General features: G+C 36.2%; 11 protein-coding genes. All 11 read right to left on the bottom strand.

The features are described from left to right. Positions 1 to 12: 12 nt before the first annotated feature. The 11 genes from ftsZ to PUH65_RS02290 all read right to left on the bottom strand — a co-directional run bounded on the left by ftsZ (position 13) and on the right by PUH65_RS02290 (position 14,674). Positions 13 to 1,836 (bottom strand): cell division protein FtsZ, encoded by a 1,824-nt coding sequence (ftsZ, locus tag PUH65_RS02340; protein WP_305518256.1) that lies wholly within the window; start codon positions 1,834 to 1,836, stop codon positions 13 to 15. Positions 1,837 to 1,852: 16 nt separating this feature from the next. After that, a complete protein-coding gene (ftsA, locus tag PUH65_RS02335; protein WP_305518255.1) occupies positions 1,853 to 3,223 on the bottom strand; it encodes a cell division protein FtsA in 1,371 nt (456 codons plus the stop codon). An 87-nt stretch (positions 3,224 to 3,310) separates the two neighbouring features. After that, positions 3,311 to 4,261: a cell division protein FtsQ/DivIB gene (locus PUH65_RS02330; RefSeq protein WP_305518254.1), complete on the bottom strand. Its 951-nt coding sequence runs from the start codon at positions 4,259 to 4,261 to the stop codon at positions 3,311 to 3,313. Next, complete coding sequence (gene murC, locus PUH65_RS02325) at positions 4,261 to 5,619, bottom strand: UDP-N-acetylmuramate--L-alanine ligase (RefSeq protein ID WP_305518252.1); 1,359 nt, start codon at positions 5,617 to 5,619, stop codon at positions 4,261 to 4,263. The genes PUH65_RS02330 and murC overlap by 1 nt, the downstream gene beginning before the upstream one ends. 109 nt (positions 5,620 to 5,728) lie before the next feature. Next, positions 5,729 to 6,841, bottom strand: a complete 1,113-nt coding sequence (murG, locus tag PUH65_RS02320) for an undecaprenyldiphospho-muramoylpentapeptide beta-N-acetylglucosaminyltransferase (RefSeq protein ID WP_305518251.1) — start codon at positions 6,839 to 6,841, stop codon at positions 5,729 to 5,731. A gap of 53 nt (positions 6,842 to 6,894) precedes the next feature. Further along, positions 6,895 to 8,118 (bottom strand): FtsW/RodA/SpoVE family cell cycle protein, encoded by a 1,224-nt coding sequence (locus tag PUH65_RS02315; RefSeq protein WP_305518250.1) that lies wholly within the window; start codon positions 8,116 to 8,118, stop codon positions 6,895 to 6,897. A 12-nt stretch (positions 8,119 to 8,130) separates the two neighbouring features. Next, the gene (gene murD, locus PUH65_RS02310; protein WP_305518249.1) at positions 8,131 to 9,468 is read right to left on the bottom strand and encodes a UDP-N-acetylmuramoyl-L-alanine--D-glutamate ligase; all 1,338 of its coding nucleotides are present in this window, start codon (positions 9,466 to 9,468) and stop codon (positions 8,131 to 8,133) included. 69 nt (positions 9,469 to 9,537) lie between these two features. Further along, entirely contained in the window at positions 9,538 to 10,779 is a 1,242-nt protein-coding gene (gene mraY, locus PUH65_RS02305; RefSeq protein ID WP_305518248.1) for a phospho-N-acetylmuramoyl-pentapeptide-transferase, read from the bottom strand. Positions 10,780 to 10,808: 29 nt separating this feature from the next. Beyond that, positions 10,809 to 12,269: a UDP-N-acetylmuramoyl-L-alanyl-D-glutamate--2,6-diaminopimelate ligase gene (locus tag PUH65_RS02300; RefSeq protein ID WP_305518247.1), complete on the bottom strand. Its 1,461-nt coding sequence runs from the start codon at positions 12,267 to 12,269 to the stop codon at positions 10,809 to 10,811. Positions 12,270 to 12,333: 64 nt separating this feature from the next. Next, positions 12,334 to 14,325 (bottom strand): penicillin-binding transpeptidase domain-containing protein, encoded by a 1,992-nt coding sequence (locus PUH65_RS02295; RefSeq protein ID WP_305518246.1) that lies wholly within the window; start codon positions 14,323 to 14,325, stop codon positions 12,334 to 12,336. Then, entirely contained in the window at positions 14,309 to 14,674 is a 366-nt protein-coding gene (locus PUH65_RS02290; RefSeq protein WP_305518245.1) for an FtsL-like putative cell division protein, read from the bottom strand. The genes PUH65_RS02295 and PUH65_RS02290 overlap by 17 nt, the downstream gene beginning before the upstream one ends. Between the last annotated feature and the right edge of the window lie 44 nt (positions 14,675 to 14,718).

The following is a 14,718-nucleotide window of genomic DNA, read 5'->3' as shown; positions in this document are numbered from 1 at the left end:
GTGATTAAGTTACTAATCTACGTCTTTATTCAAAAAACGATTTTCACGAACCTGCATTTTTCCATCGCTTTCGGTTAGGAAATTGCTGATTTTTTGTTCTGACGGATTTTCATGTCCGAGGGTAATATTCTTTCTTCTAAAAGCAGGAATCGTTTCGAACTCGTTTTCGGGTTCGAAGTTTTGATATCTTGAATTAAATTGCTTCAATTTATTTCTTCTCTCTAAAACTTTATCAGAATTCGGAGTTTTATTGATGAAAGTAAAATCATCTTCAACATCAAATATTGTTTTCTCTTCTGCTTTTTCTACCACCTTTGGTTCGGATTTTTGAACCGGTTCTTCTTTGATGATTGCTTGAGGTTGCGGTGTTTCAACTCTAGGCTCATCAATCGGTTCGTTTACGAAAAAACTGAATTCCATCGGTTTTTCTTCCGTAAAAGTGGGTGTTTTTTCTACAGGTTTTTCTATTTTTTTATCTTCAGTTTCGAATGAAAATGATTGTGCCATTGGTTCATCGCTTAGGTCGTCATCATACGTGAAAAGATCAAATTCTGGAATTTCTTCTTCCTGATGGAAATTTTCTGTTGAATGATTTTCTTCACCATAATGATTTATTTCAGTGGGTGTTTCTCTTTCAATAACTCTTCTTTTCTCAACCGTTTTTACCTGAAATTGATTGATTGGAAAATCATCTTCATCATCTAAGACAAATAAATTTTTAGAAGGCGAATGACCTTTTGGACTGTCCTGATTTTCTATGCTTGATTTGAAAACCGCTTCTCTTTTCTTAGTGGGTTCTATTGAATCCGATAAAGTGAAATTCACCTTTTCAGTTACGCCAGATGTTTTTTGATAATCTTTAGAAAAACCAGTCGCAATCACTAATACACTTACAGCGTCGCCCAATTCTTCATCAGTTCCAACTCCGAAAATAATGTCGGCAGTATTTCCAGCTTCTTGCTGAATATGATCCATAATCACCCCGATTTCGTCCATGGTTACTTCTTCAGAACCACTTCTGATTAATAACAGTACATTTTGTGCACCTGTAATTTTGTTGTCATTTAATAATGGAGAATCCAATGCTTTTTTCACTGCTTCTTCAGCTTTGTTTTCACCTGAAGCAACTCCATTCGACATCAATGCAGTTCCAGAATTTTGTAAAACAGATTTCGCATCACGGAAGTCAATATTCACATCGAAATATCCTGTAATAACTTCTGCCATTCCTTTTGCAGCGTTAGTTAATACTTCATCCGCTTTTGAGAATCCTGATTTAAAACCAAGGTTACCAAACTGCTGACGTAATTTATCATTATTAATGACAATCAGTGAATCAACATTATTTCTCAGTTTATCTAAACCTAATTCTGCTTGCTCCAGTCTTCTTTTTCCTTCAAAACTAAAAGGTACGGTAACGATTCCGATGGTTAGAATTCCCATGTCTTTCGCTACTTTCGCAATTACGGGAGCAGCACCAGTTCCAGTCCCACCGCCCATTCCGGCTGTGATGAAAACCATTTTGGTATTTTGTCCCATCGCTGCTTTGATATCTTCGATACTTTCGATGGCTGCTTTTTCACCAACTTCTGGGTCGGCTCCGGCGCCTAAACCTTCGGTGATGCTTAATCCTAACTGTACTTTATTCGCAACAGGATTGTTATCTAAAGTTTGCGAATCGGTATTACAAATGACGAAATCAACGCCATGAATTCCTCTTTCGTACATGTGCTTCAGGGCATTGTTTCCACCGCCTCCTACGCCGATTACTTTAATTATTGATGAATTTCCTTTTGGCAAATCAAATGAAAATCCTGGGGTGTTTATATTTTCCATAGTCTTGGTGTTTTAATTATTCAACTTCTTCAAAGAATTTTTTTACGCTTTCCATTATTTTCTGACCGATAGTCAGTTTGTGTTGTCTTTTTTCTACTGCTTGTGCAACTAATTCCTCCTTGTCGACAACTTCTTGCAATACATTTTGCTCGGTCGGAATTTCGGTTTTTTGTGGATTTTTATCCTCTGCTTTTAGTTCTACCTTTTCCGGAGCATTTTTCTTGTCCCGGATTTTTAAACTTTCCATTAACAAACCTATGGCAGTCGCATATTCTGGGCCTTTTAAATGCTGGCTTTTATCATTGGTCACATACTCATTAGCAAAACCAATTCTGCTGTCGAAACCAGTCGTGTAATTGGCCAACTGACGTAGATGACGAAGATTTGAACCTCCACCTGTCAAAACGATTCCGGCAATTAATTTTTTCTTTTGTTCAAATGCGCCGTACGCTTTTAACTCTGTATTGACCATTTCCAAAATTTCTTCCACTCTCGCATTCACGATCTGCGCTAATGTTTTTAATGAAATTTCTTTATCTGGTCTTCCGTGCAAACCTGGAATGGTAACGAAAGTTGTGTCTTTTTCTAATTCTGGAACAGCGGAACCGAAATTCACTTTCAGTTTTTCTGCGTGTTTTTCAATGATAGAACAACCTTCTTTTATATCATCAGTAATAATTCCACCTCCATAAGGAATGACGCAAGTGTGACGAATAATATTGTCTTTGAAAATTGCAATATCCGTAGTTCCACCACCGATATCTACGATGGCAACTCCAGCTTCTTTTTCTTCTTTAGTTAAAACTGCTTCAGAAGATGCTAATGGTTCAAGCGTTAAAGCTTCCATTTCTAAACCGGCTTCACGAACACATCTTGCAATATTTCTAATGCTGCCCATTTGACCAACTACCACATGAAAATTGGCTTCTAAACGGGTTCCATGCATACCGACAGGTTCCTGAATTTCTCCTTGCGAATCCACTTTGTATTCTTGAGGAAGAACATGAATAATTTCTTCACCCGGCAACATGACCAACTGTTTTACCTGATCTTTTAATTTTTCGATATCATCATCCGTAATATATTGATCCGGATTTTCCCGCATAATATAATCTGAATGTTGCAGCGAACGAATATGTTTGCCAGCGATTCCCACCGTAACTTTTTGAATAGGAACGCCAGAACTTGATTGTGCTTGAGCAACGGCGGCTTTGATGGACTGAATGGTTTGGGAAATATTGTTCACAATACCTTTGTGAACCCCTAAACTTTTTGCGGTTCCAACGCCGAGAACTTCAATTTTTCCGTGGGTGTTTCGCCGTCCAACAATGGCCACAATCTTTGTGGTACCGATGTCGAGGCCTACTGAATACTCGTGATTTTCCATTATATGTCGATTTGATTTTTTATCATTTTCAAAGGATTCTGGTCCAATGTTTTGTATTTATATTTTTTGAAGGATTTAACCTTTTCTTTATTCTATTTTAACTTTCGCTTTCGGTTTGTTGTCTGGCTTTTTCTGAGTGACAGCAGTTTTGTTAACGACGGTTTTTGGTTTCGGTAAATCCTTTTTTACCACTTGCTTCGATTCTTCCTTTGATTTAATAAAAGGTTTTTTCTCAGCTTCTTCCTTCTTCTTATTAATGAGTGGCAACTTTGCTAATTCTTTTTTACCTACTGAAATAATACTGTCGTTTTCTTTAAAGTGAGGATTCAGCGTTGTTACAATTTGGTTGTCGTACTTTACAGAAACCTTGGTGTATTTTTCTGGATCCTGATGAATCAAATACTTTTCTACAAAGGCTTTAAAACCTTTTACCTTAAGATCTATATTTTCTAAGTCCCCGATTTCAACTTTGAAATAACCTTCGCTGGTGAGCAATTCATAATTGCCTTTCTTTTTAGAAATTCCGATGAAATATTTTTTGCTGAATTCGTCACGGTCAATTTTTGAGATGAGTTCTGCTAACTTTACATATTCTGACTGTTTTACATTTCCCATGACCAACATACAAGGGAAAGAATAGTTTTTAGAAGTCGGGAATTCTACGCCTTTTTCATCCACATAAAAATCGCGATCATCTTTATTCAAACGGAAAGCCGGAACTCTTTGCTTAATATCTAAATTCAAATTGCCATTCAGGTTCAAATACACATTTGCACTATCTACGGCTGGGAGTTGATTCAGTTTTTTCTCTAATTCAGGAATGTTAATATCTCCAATTCTTTTAGTGGGATTCGATTTTTTCACCAATTCCTTTACATCTTTTTCGTCGATGAAATAGACCGGGTTTTTAGTCTGAGTCATTTTTACACTGACTTTTTCCATCGGCTTATTGTTGAATCTTTTCAATGAAAAACTCAGCAGAAACCCAAAGATGATTACTGTACTTAAAATTTTTAATATTCTAAATTTGTTTTTCATTATTTATTTGAAAGCCATTCTACAATTCCGTCGTATAAAGTGTCGATGTTTCCTGCACCAACAGTTAACAGTACATCGAAGTCCTTTTCTTTTATTTTATCAAAGGCTTCATCCAAAGTGGAAACTTCCTTTTTTTCTAATTTTACTTTTTCTAATAACCAGTCTGAAGTAATTCCTTCAAAATTTTCCTGTAATTCTCTCGCCGGATAAATATCCAGTAGGATTAACTCATCTGCTTTATCTAAACTTTCTGCGAATCCATCAACAAAATCTTTTGTTCTGCTGAAAAGGTGTGGTTGAAAAACGACCAACAATTTCTTGTGAGGATAAAAAGTTTTTATCGAACCAATCACCGCATTTAACTCAGTCGGATGATGCGCATAATCATCAATATAAATTTTTCCGCTGTCGAAATTATGTTTCGTGTAGCGTCTTTTAATTCCTTTGAAACCGGCAATTCCTTTTTTCAAAGTTTCGAAATCAACGCCGAAATTATTTAATAAGGCAATCGCTGCCGTTGCATTTTCGACATTGTGAATTCCGGGGATTTCCCAAACAAAATCGTCAATTTCTGTGGTTGGAGAATGAAAATCGAAATAGATTTTATCACCAATTTCTCTTATGTTATCTGAGTAATAATCGGCTTCTTCGTTTACGGCGTAGGTTTTCGTTTCCCGTCCGATCTGGATTCCTTTTCGTACAAAAAGTTGCTGACCTTCAGGAACCAAGTCCGCAAAATCCTGAAATCCTTTTTGAATGGTGGCATTGTCGCCATAAATATCTAGATGATCTGCATCGGTTGAAGTAATCACCGCCCAATCCGGAGAAAGGGTGAGGAAACTTCTATCGTATTCATCGGCCTCAACAACTGAAACATCACTTCCATTAAAATGAAAATTCGATTTAAAGTTTTCTGCAATTCCACCTAAAAAACAAGAGAAAGGAAGATTGGCTTCTTCGCATAAATGAGCAACTAAAGATGAGGTGGTCGTTTTTCCATGTGTTCCGGCAATTGCGATACAGTCGGTGTTTTCGGTAATCATACCGAGAACTTTTGCTCTTTTTAAAACATCGAATTTATTATCATTAAAGTAATTAAGAATATCTAATTTCTTAATCGCCGGCGTATAGATCACCAAAGTGTTTTCTGGTGTTAAATTTTTAATTTTATCATTAATGATATCTTCAAACTGAATATCAATTCCTTCTTCAACCAAAGCCTTTGTCAACTTGGTGTGCATTTTATCATACCCCAAAACGGTGTTTCCAGATGCGTTGAAATAGCGCGCCAAAGCACTCATTCCGATGCCGCCGATTCCTACAAAATAGAAGTTCTGATATGTGGTTAAAGGTTTCATTTTCGTTTTATTGATTGCGCCCTTTCAGGGCTTTTTATTATTTTCTTTTATCAAAGGGCTTCACCCTTTGCTTTTTGATTTCGCCACTTCGTGGCTGGATTACTTTTTATTAAAAACTGATCTTGACTATTTTTAAAATTTCATCTACAATTTCCTCCGTGGCTAATGGTTTCGCGAAGAATTTTAAATTTTCACTCATCTCATTTCGTACTTGCTCGCTTTCGCAGATTTCCATTAAGGTTGTCCAGAATTTCTCAGACATCTCCGTGTCTTTTACCATTCTGGCTGCATTCTTATCAACCAAAGTGATTGCGTTTTTGGTTTGATGATCTTCTGCTGCAAAGGGGAATGGAACTAAAAGCACTGGTTTCTGAGCCATCGCCAGTTCTGAAATTGCAATTGCTCCAGCGCGGGAAACAATAACATCTGCCGCAGAATAGGCCAAAGCCATATCAGCAATAAATTCTTTAACCTGAATTTGGTCTGTGGTTTCAGATTTCAGATTTTCTGAAATTTCTTTATAATCCAGTTTTCCGGTTTGCCAGATCAACTGAAAATCCTTTTCTATTACTTTTTCTAAATTATCTTTCCAGCCATTATTTAATGTTCGAGAACCTAAAGAACCTCCGACAGAAAGAATTGTTAATTTATTTTTATTTAAACCGAGTTGTTCTTTCGCGTCATTCTTATCGATTAAATCATTAATGATATTTTTTCGAACAGGATTTCCTAAAAAGTAAGTTTTCGTTTTCGGAAAGAAATGATCCATTTCAGGGTAAGCCGTAAAAACGGCTTTCGCTTTTCTGGAAAGGAAGGTGTTTGTTTTCCCCGGCAAAGAATTTTGCTCCTGAACAAAAATTGGAACGTCTAAATTCGCTGCCATATAAAGTGCAGGTCCACTTGCAAATCCTCCGGTTCCGATGGCGAAATCCGGTTGAAATTCTTTAATTGCTTTTCTGGCTTTTGTAAAACTTGAAAGCAATTTAAAAGGCAGGTTTAAATTTTTCAAAAGATTTCCTCTGTCGAATCCAGCGATATTTAAACCAATAATTTTGAAGCCGGATTGTGGAACTTTCTCCATTTCCATTTTTCCATTGGCACCAATGAATAAAAACTCTGCTTGAGGAAATCTTTTTTGGATTTCCTGTGCAATCGCAATCGCCGGGAAGATATGTCCTCCGGTTCCGCCGCCGCTCATTAGAATTTTTATTTTTTTGTTCATATTATATCATAGGGTTGAAACCCTATGTTTTGTTAAATCGTCCCTTTGGGACTTTATGCGATATCATTTATTTCTTCAATACTCTGTTTTTTGCCCATTCCTTCTTCATCATAAACCTGAATTCTGGAACTTACATTTAAGATAATTCCCAGTTGAATATAGGTTACCAACATGGATGTTCCTCCGTAACTTATTAAGGGCAATGGTTGTCCTGTAACTGGAATCAGATTAATGGCGACTGCAATATTCACGGCGAGTTGTACAAAAATCATGGTCCCGAGACTTAAGACGAGCAGACTCCCAAAGAAGGCCGGCATCTTACTGGCAATCATCACGATCCGTATAATCATTATTAAATAAAGCGCGATTAAAACGGTGGCGCCAATAAATCCGTATTCTTCAACAATAATGGCGAAAATAAAATCCGAGGCAGATTGGGGTAGCATTTGTTTTAAAGCACTTTTACCGGGTCCCATTCCTGTAATTCCACCGTGAACAATTGCGGCTTTGGCTTGCATTACCTGATAGTTTTTTGCTTTATCGGCTTCATCTTCAATCTGACTTTCTTTTTTGGTAAAGGTCTCAACACGGCTCATCCAGGTGTGAACACGGTTGTTTTCGATAAGGTTTGTTTTTAAAGCCAAAAACATGAAAACGCCAATTAAAACCGATGAAAGTCCTACGAATCCAAAGATGTATTTTTTATCTAATTGACCGATTAACATTACAATTAATGAAACCATTAATATCATTAAAGCCGTTGAACCATTGTCTTTTGCAACCAAACCAAACACCAGTAAAACAGGACCGAAGATGTAAAACACGTTTTCAATTGGTAGCCTTTCTCGTTTAATGGTCTTTGTTAAATATCGGCAGAGATAAATGATCAACATTAAATAAGCAAAAGAAGAAGGTTGGAAAGAAATTGGTGTTCCTGGAATTTTTAACCATCGTGAGGCTGATGCACCATCAATTGTTTGTCCGGTAACCATTGTTAATCCAAGTAAGATTACCGTAAATCCTAAAAGAATACTACTCAGTTTTCCGATGTATTCATATTTAAAAAGACCAACACCACGCATAAAAGCCAAACCGAGCAATACGAAAAAAGTGTGCTTGATAAGGTGGGAAGTGGTGGTTCCGCTATTTACGATATATTCTAAATTAGAACTTGCAGAATAAACAGGGAATACCGAGAAGAACGAAATCAATAAGATCACGCTCCACAGCACTTTGTCGCCTTTTAACAATTCAAATTTGTTATCTCTTTCCTGCATTTTAATCTATGATTAGTCGATTGCTTTTTTTAATACTTCGTTCTTAAATTGATTTCCGCGGTCTTCATAATTGTCGAACAAATCGAAACTTGCGCAACATGGTGAGAGCAAAACAGTATCGCCGTCATCAGATAAAGATTTCGAAACTCTTACGGCTTCTTCCATACTTGAGGTGCTGTAAATTGATTCTTTTTTATCCTTGAAGAAGTCGATGATTTTTTGGTTATCAAGTCCTAAACAAACAATTGCTTTTACTTTTCTCTTTACTAAATTTTCTATTTCGGCGTAGTCATTTCCTTTATCTACACCACCAACAATCCAAATGGTTGGTTGGCTCATGCTTTCCAAAGCGAAGTAAGTTGCATTCACATTCGTTGCTTTACTGTCATTGATGTAAGTGACACCATGAATCTGAGCAACTTGTTCTAAACGATGTTCCACCGCCTGAAAAGTCATCAAGGCAGTACGAATACTTTCGTTGCTGATATTTAAAATCTTACTCGCAATTGAAGCGGCCAGACTATTAGCGATATTATGATTCCCAACTAAAGAGAGTTCTGCAATTTTCATTGAAAACTCATCATCAACATTTACGATTATCTTATCATTATTAATAAACCCCCCTTCTGCTAATTTTTCTTTGGTCGAGAATGGGATTTTTCTCGCTTTGATGGCAATTTTTTCTAGCAGACTCATACTCATTTCATCATCTTTATTATAGATGAAAAAATTATCATTCTCTTGATTTTCTGCAATTCTGAATTTTGCCATCGCATAATCTTCATAGTTGTAATTGTATTGATCAAGGTGATCCTGACTTAAATTCAACAACAAAGAAATATACGGTCGGAAGTTCTGAATATCATCTAACTGAAAAGAACTTACTTCTAAAACATAATAATCGAAATTTTCATCTGCTACTTGTTTGGCAAAACTTTTACCGATATTTCCGGCTAAACCTACGTTTAGATGATCATTTTTTAAAATATGATAAATGAGCGAAGTGGTTGTGGTTTTGCCGTTACTTCCAGTGATTGCGATAATTTTTGCTTGGGTAAATTCTGCAGCAAATTCAATTTCAGAGGAAAGGCGAATTCCTTTCTGACTGATTTTAAAAATAATATCTGCTTTCTTTGGAATGCCTGGAGATTTTATAATCCAGTCTGCATTAAGGATTCTTTCTTCGTCGTGTTGACCTTCTTCAAACTCAATTCCGGCTTCAGTCAACTGTTTTTTATAGTCATCTTTAATCACCCCACGATCCGAAAGAAAAACATCCAAGCCTTTCTTCTTCGCCAAATATGCAGCGCCAACGCCACTTTCTCCGCCACCTAAAACAACTATTTTCATATTCTGTTTTTTAATTTAATAGAACTAAATCCTATTGTAAAACTGGGTCGTTCCTTTGGGAACTCTCTTTTATCTGACTTTTAAAGTAATTAAACAAATAATGGCAAACATTACCCCGATGATAATCATACGGTTTACGATTTTGCTTTCGTGATATCCTTCTTTCTGGTAATGATGATGAAGAGGAGACATTTTGAACAGTCTGTTGTTCTGAGCGTACTCCAATCCATATTTTCTTTTTCTATATTTAAAGACTCCAACTTGTAGCATAACGGAGAGATTTTCAATTAAGAAAATTCCACAAAGCACAGGAATCAATAATTCTTTTCTAAGGATAATTGCTAAAACTGCGATGACTCCACCTAACATTAAACTTCCGGTATCACCCATGAATACTTGAGCCGGGTAAGTATTGTACCAGAAAAACCCGATGACCGCACCAACCAAAGCGAGTGCGAAAATGGTTGTTTCTCCCATATTCGGCAGGAACATTATATTGAGATAGTCGGCAAAAATGATATTTCCGGAGAGGTAGGCAAAAAGTGATAACGTTAATAAAATAACGACACTCGTGCCGGCGGCGAGACCATCAATCCCATCGGCAATATTGGCTCCGTTGGAAACTGCAGTAACGATGAAAATTACGATCGGGATAAATACGATCCACGCCCATTCATGCGCTTTTTCGGGAGTCATCCAAAATAAAATTCCGCTATAATCGAATTCGTTGTTTTTTACAAATGGAACGGTGGAAAATGTAGATTTCTCCGTTTTCATAAAATTGGCTTCAACATTATTTCGGTTAACTTCTTTGGCATCAGCATATTTTCTTTTCACCGTAATATCCGGATGAAAATACATGGTAACTCCCACGATTAAACCCAAGCCAACCTGTCCGATTACTTTGAATTTTCCGCTTAGACCGTCCTTATTTTTCTTAATCTTTTTTAAATAATCATCGATGAATCCGATTGCGCCCATCCAAACTACAGAGATGATGAGCAAAACAATATATACGTTCATGATTCTGGTGAAAAGTAAAACCGGAATTAGGGTTGCCAAAATGATAATTAAACCACCCATTGTAGGCGTGCCTTCTTTTTGTTTTTGGCCTTCTAACCCTAGATCGCGCACTAATTCGCCCATCTGTTTATTTCGCAGATAGTTGATGATTTTTTTACCAAAAACCAAAGCGATGAGAAGGGAAAGCAATACAGCCATTCCTGCACGAAAAGAGATGAATTTAAACATACCCATTCCCGGAATGTGAATTCCGTGGTTGTTTAAATATTCGAATAGGTAGTATAACATTTTCTTTTTGGTTTAAAGGTTATTGCTTTTTATTTCGACATCAGTCTTGCCAGTTCTATGATTGTTTCTTTATCGTCGAAATGGTTTTTTATACCATTTATTTCCTGATAGGTTTCATGACCTTTTCCGGCTACTACGATAATGTCTTTCGGCTCTGCAAATTTAATTGCCATTTTAATCGCTTCTCTTCGGTCAGGAATTGAAGTGTATTTGCTATAGTTTTGCGGTTCTACACCGGCTTCTATTTCTTTAATAATGTCACCCGGATTTTCTGTTCTTGGATTATCAGAAGTGATGATTGCTAAGGTAGATTTACGAGTTGCAATTTTCCCCATTTCTGGACGTTTTGCGTGATCTCGATCTCCTCCACAACCGAATACGGTAATTAATCTTTCATTTTTGGTTCGGATTTCATTGATAGAGTCCAATACATTTTCTAAAGCATCTGGAGTATGCGCATAGTCAACAATGAAGAAAATTCCGCCGTCAGATTTTAAAGTTTCAAATCTTCCTGTCACTCTTTTTAATTGTGAAATTGCGGGTAAAATATCATCTTCATGAAAACCACATTCTATGGCAACTGCATAAGCAAGAAGCAAATTGTAAGCGTTGAATTTTCCAGTCAAAGTCGTCCAGAATTCTTTACCATTAAAGTTGAGAAGCATTCCATTAAAATCAATTTCTGTGATTTTACCGTGGAAATTTGCCATCGTTTTCAAGGCGTAGGTTTTCTTTTTCGCTTTGGTGTTTTGCAACATTACGTTTCCGTTTTTGTCATCAACGTTTGTAATGGCAATTGCATCTGAATCTAATTCATCAAAAAATCTCTTTTTGGTTTTAAGATATTCTTCAAAGGTTTTATGATAATCTAAATGATCGTGCGTAATATTGGTAAAGCCTGCGATTTTAAATTGCAAACCTTCTATTCTGTGCTGATGAATTCCGTGAGAAGAAACTTCCATGAAAGCATATTCACAACCTTGTTCTACGGCTTTTGCTAAAATTTGATTCAAACGAATAACGTCTGGAGTCGTGTGTGTTGAAGGAATAATCTCTTCACCAATTCGATATTCTACCGTGGAAATTAAAGCAGATTTAAAACCCAAAATTTTAAAAATGTCAAATAGAAGAGTAGTGGTAGAAGTTTTACCATTTGTTCCGGTAATTCCGATGAGGTTTAATTTTGTGGAAGGATTTCCATAAAAATTAGAAGCAAGATGACCCAAAGTTTTTGCAGCATCTTTTACTTTAACATAAGTAATTTCATCGTTAATTTCATTTGGGATATCCTCGCAAACGATTATGGTCGCTCCTTTTTCAATAGAGGAATTGATGAAATCGTGTCCATTAGAAACCGTTCCTTTGATCGCCACATACAATGTGTTTTCAACTGCTTTTCGGCTGTCGAAAATTAATTCTGAAATTTCTCGGTCTTTATTTCCGATGATTTCTAGGACGGGGATTCTATGTAATACTTCTTCTAATTTCATCTTTTAATGCGATAGCAATTTTTCCTATCCTTTGTTTAATCGTCCTTGGGACTTTGTTTTTATTTTAATTCTGCAATTGCAGGTAAATTCTCTGGTTTTTATTCATAATAGTTCCTTCTAAAGGGAACTGTTCTTTAATTTTTCCTACGCCTTTATAGTCAACTCGATAACCTTGATTTTCTAGTTGTGGAATAATATTCTTGCCGATAAGACCAGTTACATTTGGCATTTGATTTTTGTTCACTGCAACTTTTACAGTCGGTTTAATCATTTTGCTCAAATCCACTTTTTTATCTACTAACATTTCTTTCTCAATATTTTGAGGAGTTTTCAAAAACGTCTTTCCCGCAATTTCTTTAAACACAGGTGCTGAAACCGTAGAACCATAAAATCCTTTTGAATTATCTGGTTGGTTAATCATCACGATACAAGTATATTTAGGATTGTCTGCTGGATAAAAGCCTGCAAAACTTGCTTGATATTTGGCTGGTCCTGGTTTCCAATATTCAAATCTTGCAGTTCCGGTTTTTCCGGCCATTTTAAGATTTGGGGTGAAAATACTTCTTGCTGTTCCTTTCTCTACTGCTTTTGTAAGCGCCGATGTCATTAAAGTAATTGCTTTTTCCGATGCCATTTTCTTTACCATAACCTGTGGTTTTGCTTCGTAAAGAGTGCGGCCATCTTTTAGAATTTTTTCAATGAAAAGTGGTTTTAGCATTACTCCATTATTCGCAATTCCGTTATAAAAGGTAGTCAATTGCAAAAGGTTAAACCTCGATGAATAACCATAAGCTAATGAAGCCAAAGTCGCGTCGTTCCATCTTTTATCATCAGGTGTAACAACATATGGTTTGGTAATTCCGGGTAATTCAATATCCATTTTATCGAACATTTTCCAACGGCGTAAATGATCTAAAAAGACTTGTGGTTTTTTTGCATAAAACTTGGTAATCAACTTTGCTGAACCTACGTTACTCGATTTAGCAAGCACATCTGAAATTTCATAAACTCCACCACCGTGACCGTCAGAAATTCTTTGTTTTGCGTAAGTCCAGACGCCATTTCCAACATCAACTGTAGTGTTTTCATCAATAAACCCATCATCCATTGCTGCCAAAAGTGATACCGTTTTAAAAGTAGAACCTGGTTCTGTAGCATCTTTCAGCGCATAATTATAAGCGTCAACATAAATTCCCGGTTCTGTTCTTCTAAGGTTGACCATTGCTTTAACTTTCCCAGTCGCTACTTCCATAACCACAACAGAGCCGTGATCTGCCTCGAAATTAATCAGTTGTTTTTCTAAAGCAGAATGAACAATATCCTGAATTCGGATATCAATTGTGGTGTAAACATCCTGTCCGTCGATGGGTTCGTTTACTTTCCAGTAATCGATTGGTTTCCACTGGCTTGAGTTTACTCTTTGTTCTAATCTCGTTCCATCAGTACCTGTAAGGTATTTAGAGAAAGCACCTTCTAAACCAGATTTTCCCATCTCATTATCCATTCCGATGGTTCCGGCTCCAATTTGCGTGGTTGCCAATTCTCTTTTGTAATTTCTATCCACGATAAATCCACCTCTGTTTTTCCCTTTTTTAAATATTGGGAAATTGCGGATACGATCGTAATCATCAAAATCCAGTCCTTTAACCAAAGAATAATATTGGTTTTTGGCTTTTTTCTGTTGATCAAAACGGTCTCTGAAATAACTTCTAGGTTTGCCGAACATTTTTGATAATGAATCGGTTAATGCACCAATATTGTTGGAGTAAACAGTGTCTTTAATAATTTTGAAATCGAGATAAACATCGTAGCGCATTACAGTAGTTGCCAAGATAGAACCATCTGAAGCGTAGAGGTTTCCGCGGGCTGCTTTTAAAGTGGCTTCACGGTAATTTTTATTAATGTAATCGTCTTTTATTTCCTGTACGTTGGTGTTTTGTAAAAACAGAATTCGACCAAGAAACACCACAAACAAAATGAAGGCAAACCCTGTAAAAAGGTAGCCCCATCTCAATGTGTTTGAGCGTTTTTTTTCAAATTCATTTTGTACTGCCATCTAAACTATCTAATTTTATCAATATCTTATGTGGATGATTTTCTAATGATAGCAAGGAATCCTGCACCATTTCTTTTCCTAATTCTGATTCTAATTTTACTTTTATAAGCCGGCTTTGTGCATAAGCATTTCTGGATTTAAACTCTTCTGTCTGCTCTTTTAAAATATTAACATGTTCGATTTTCTTGCTCACCAAATGGTTGCTGTAAATCATAATCATTAATAAAAAGAACACCAACAAAAAATACCGATAATGAATTTTTACTTCATCACGGTTCAAGAAATTACCTTTTAAAATATCAATAAGAGTTAATTTCTTTTGTGGGCGATTTGTTGGTCTTTTTGCCATATTCATGATGATAAATAAGTAATTATTGCTAATTCCTTATTATC

The sequence above is a fragment of the Kaistella sp. SH40-3 genome (genome assembly GCF_030686865.1).
GTDB lineage: Bacteria > Bacteroidota > Bacteroidia > Flavobacteriales > Weeksellaceae > Kaistella.
This window is presented reverse-complemented; position numbering and strand designations above follow the sequence as displayed.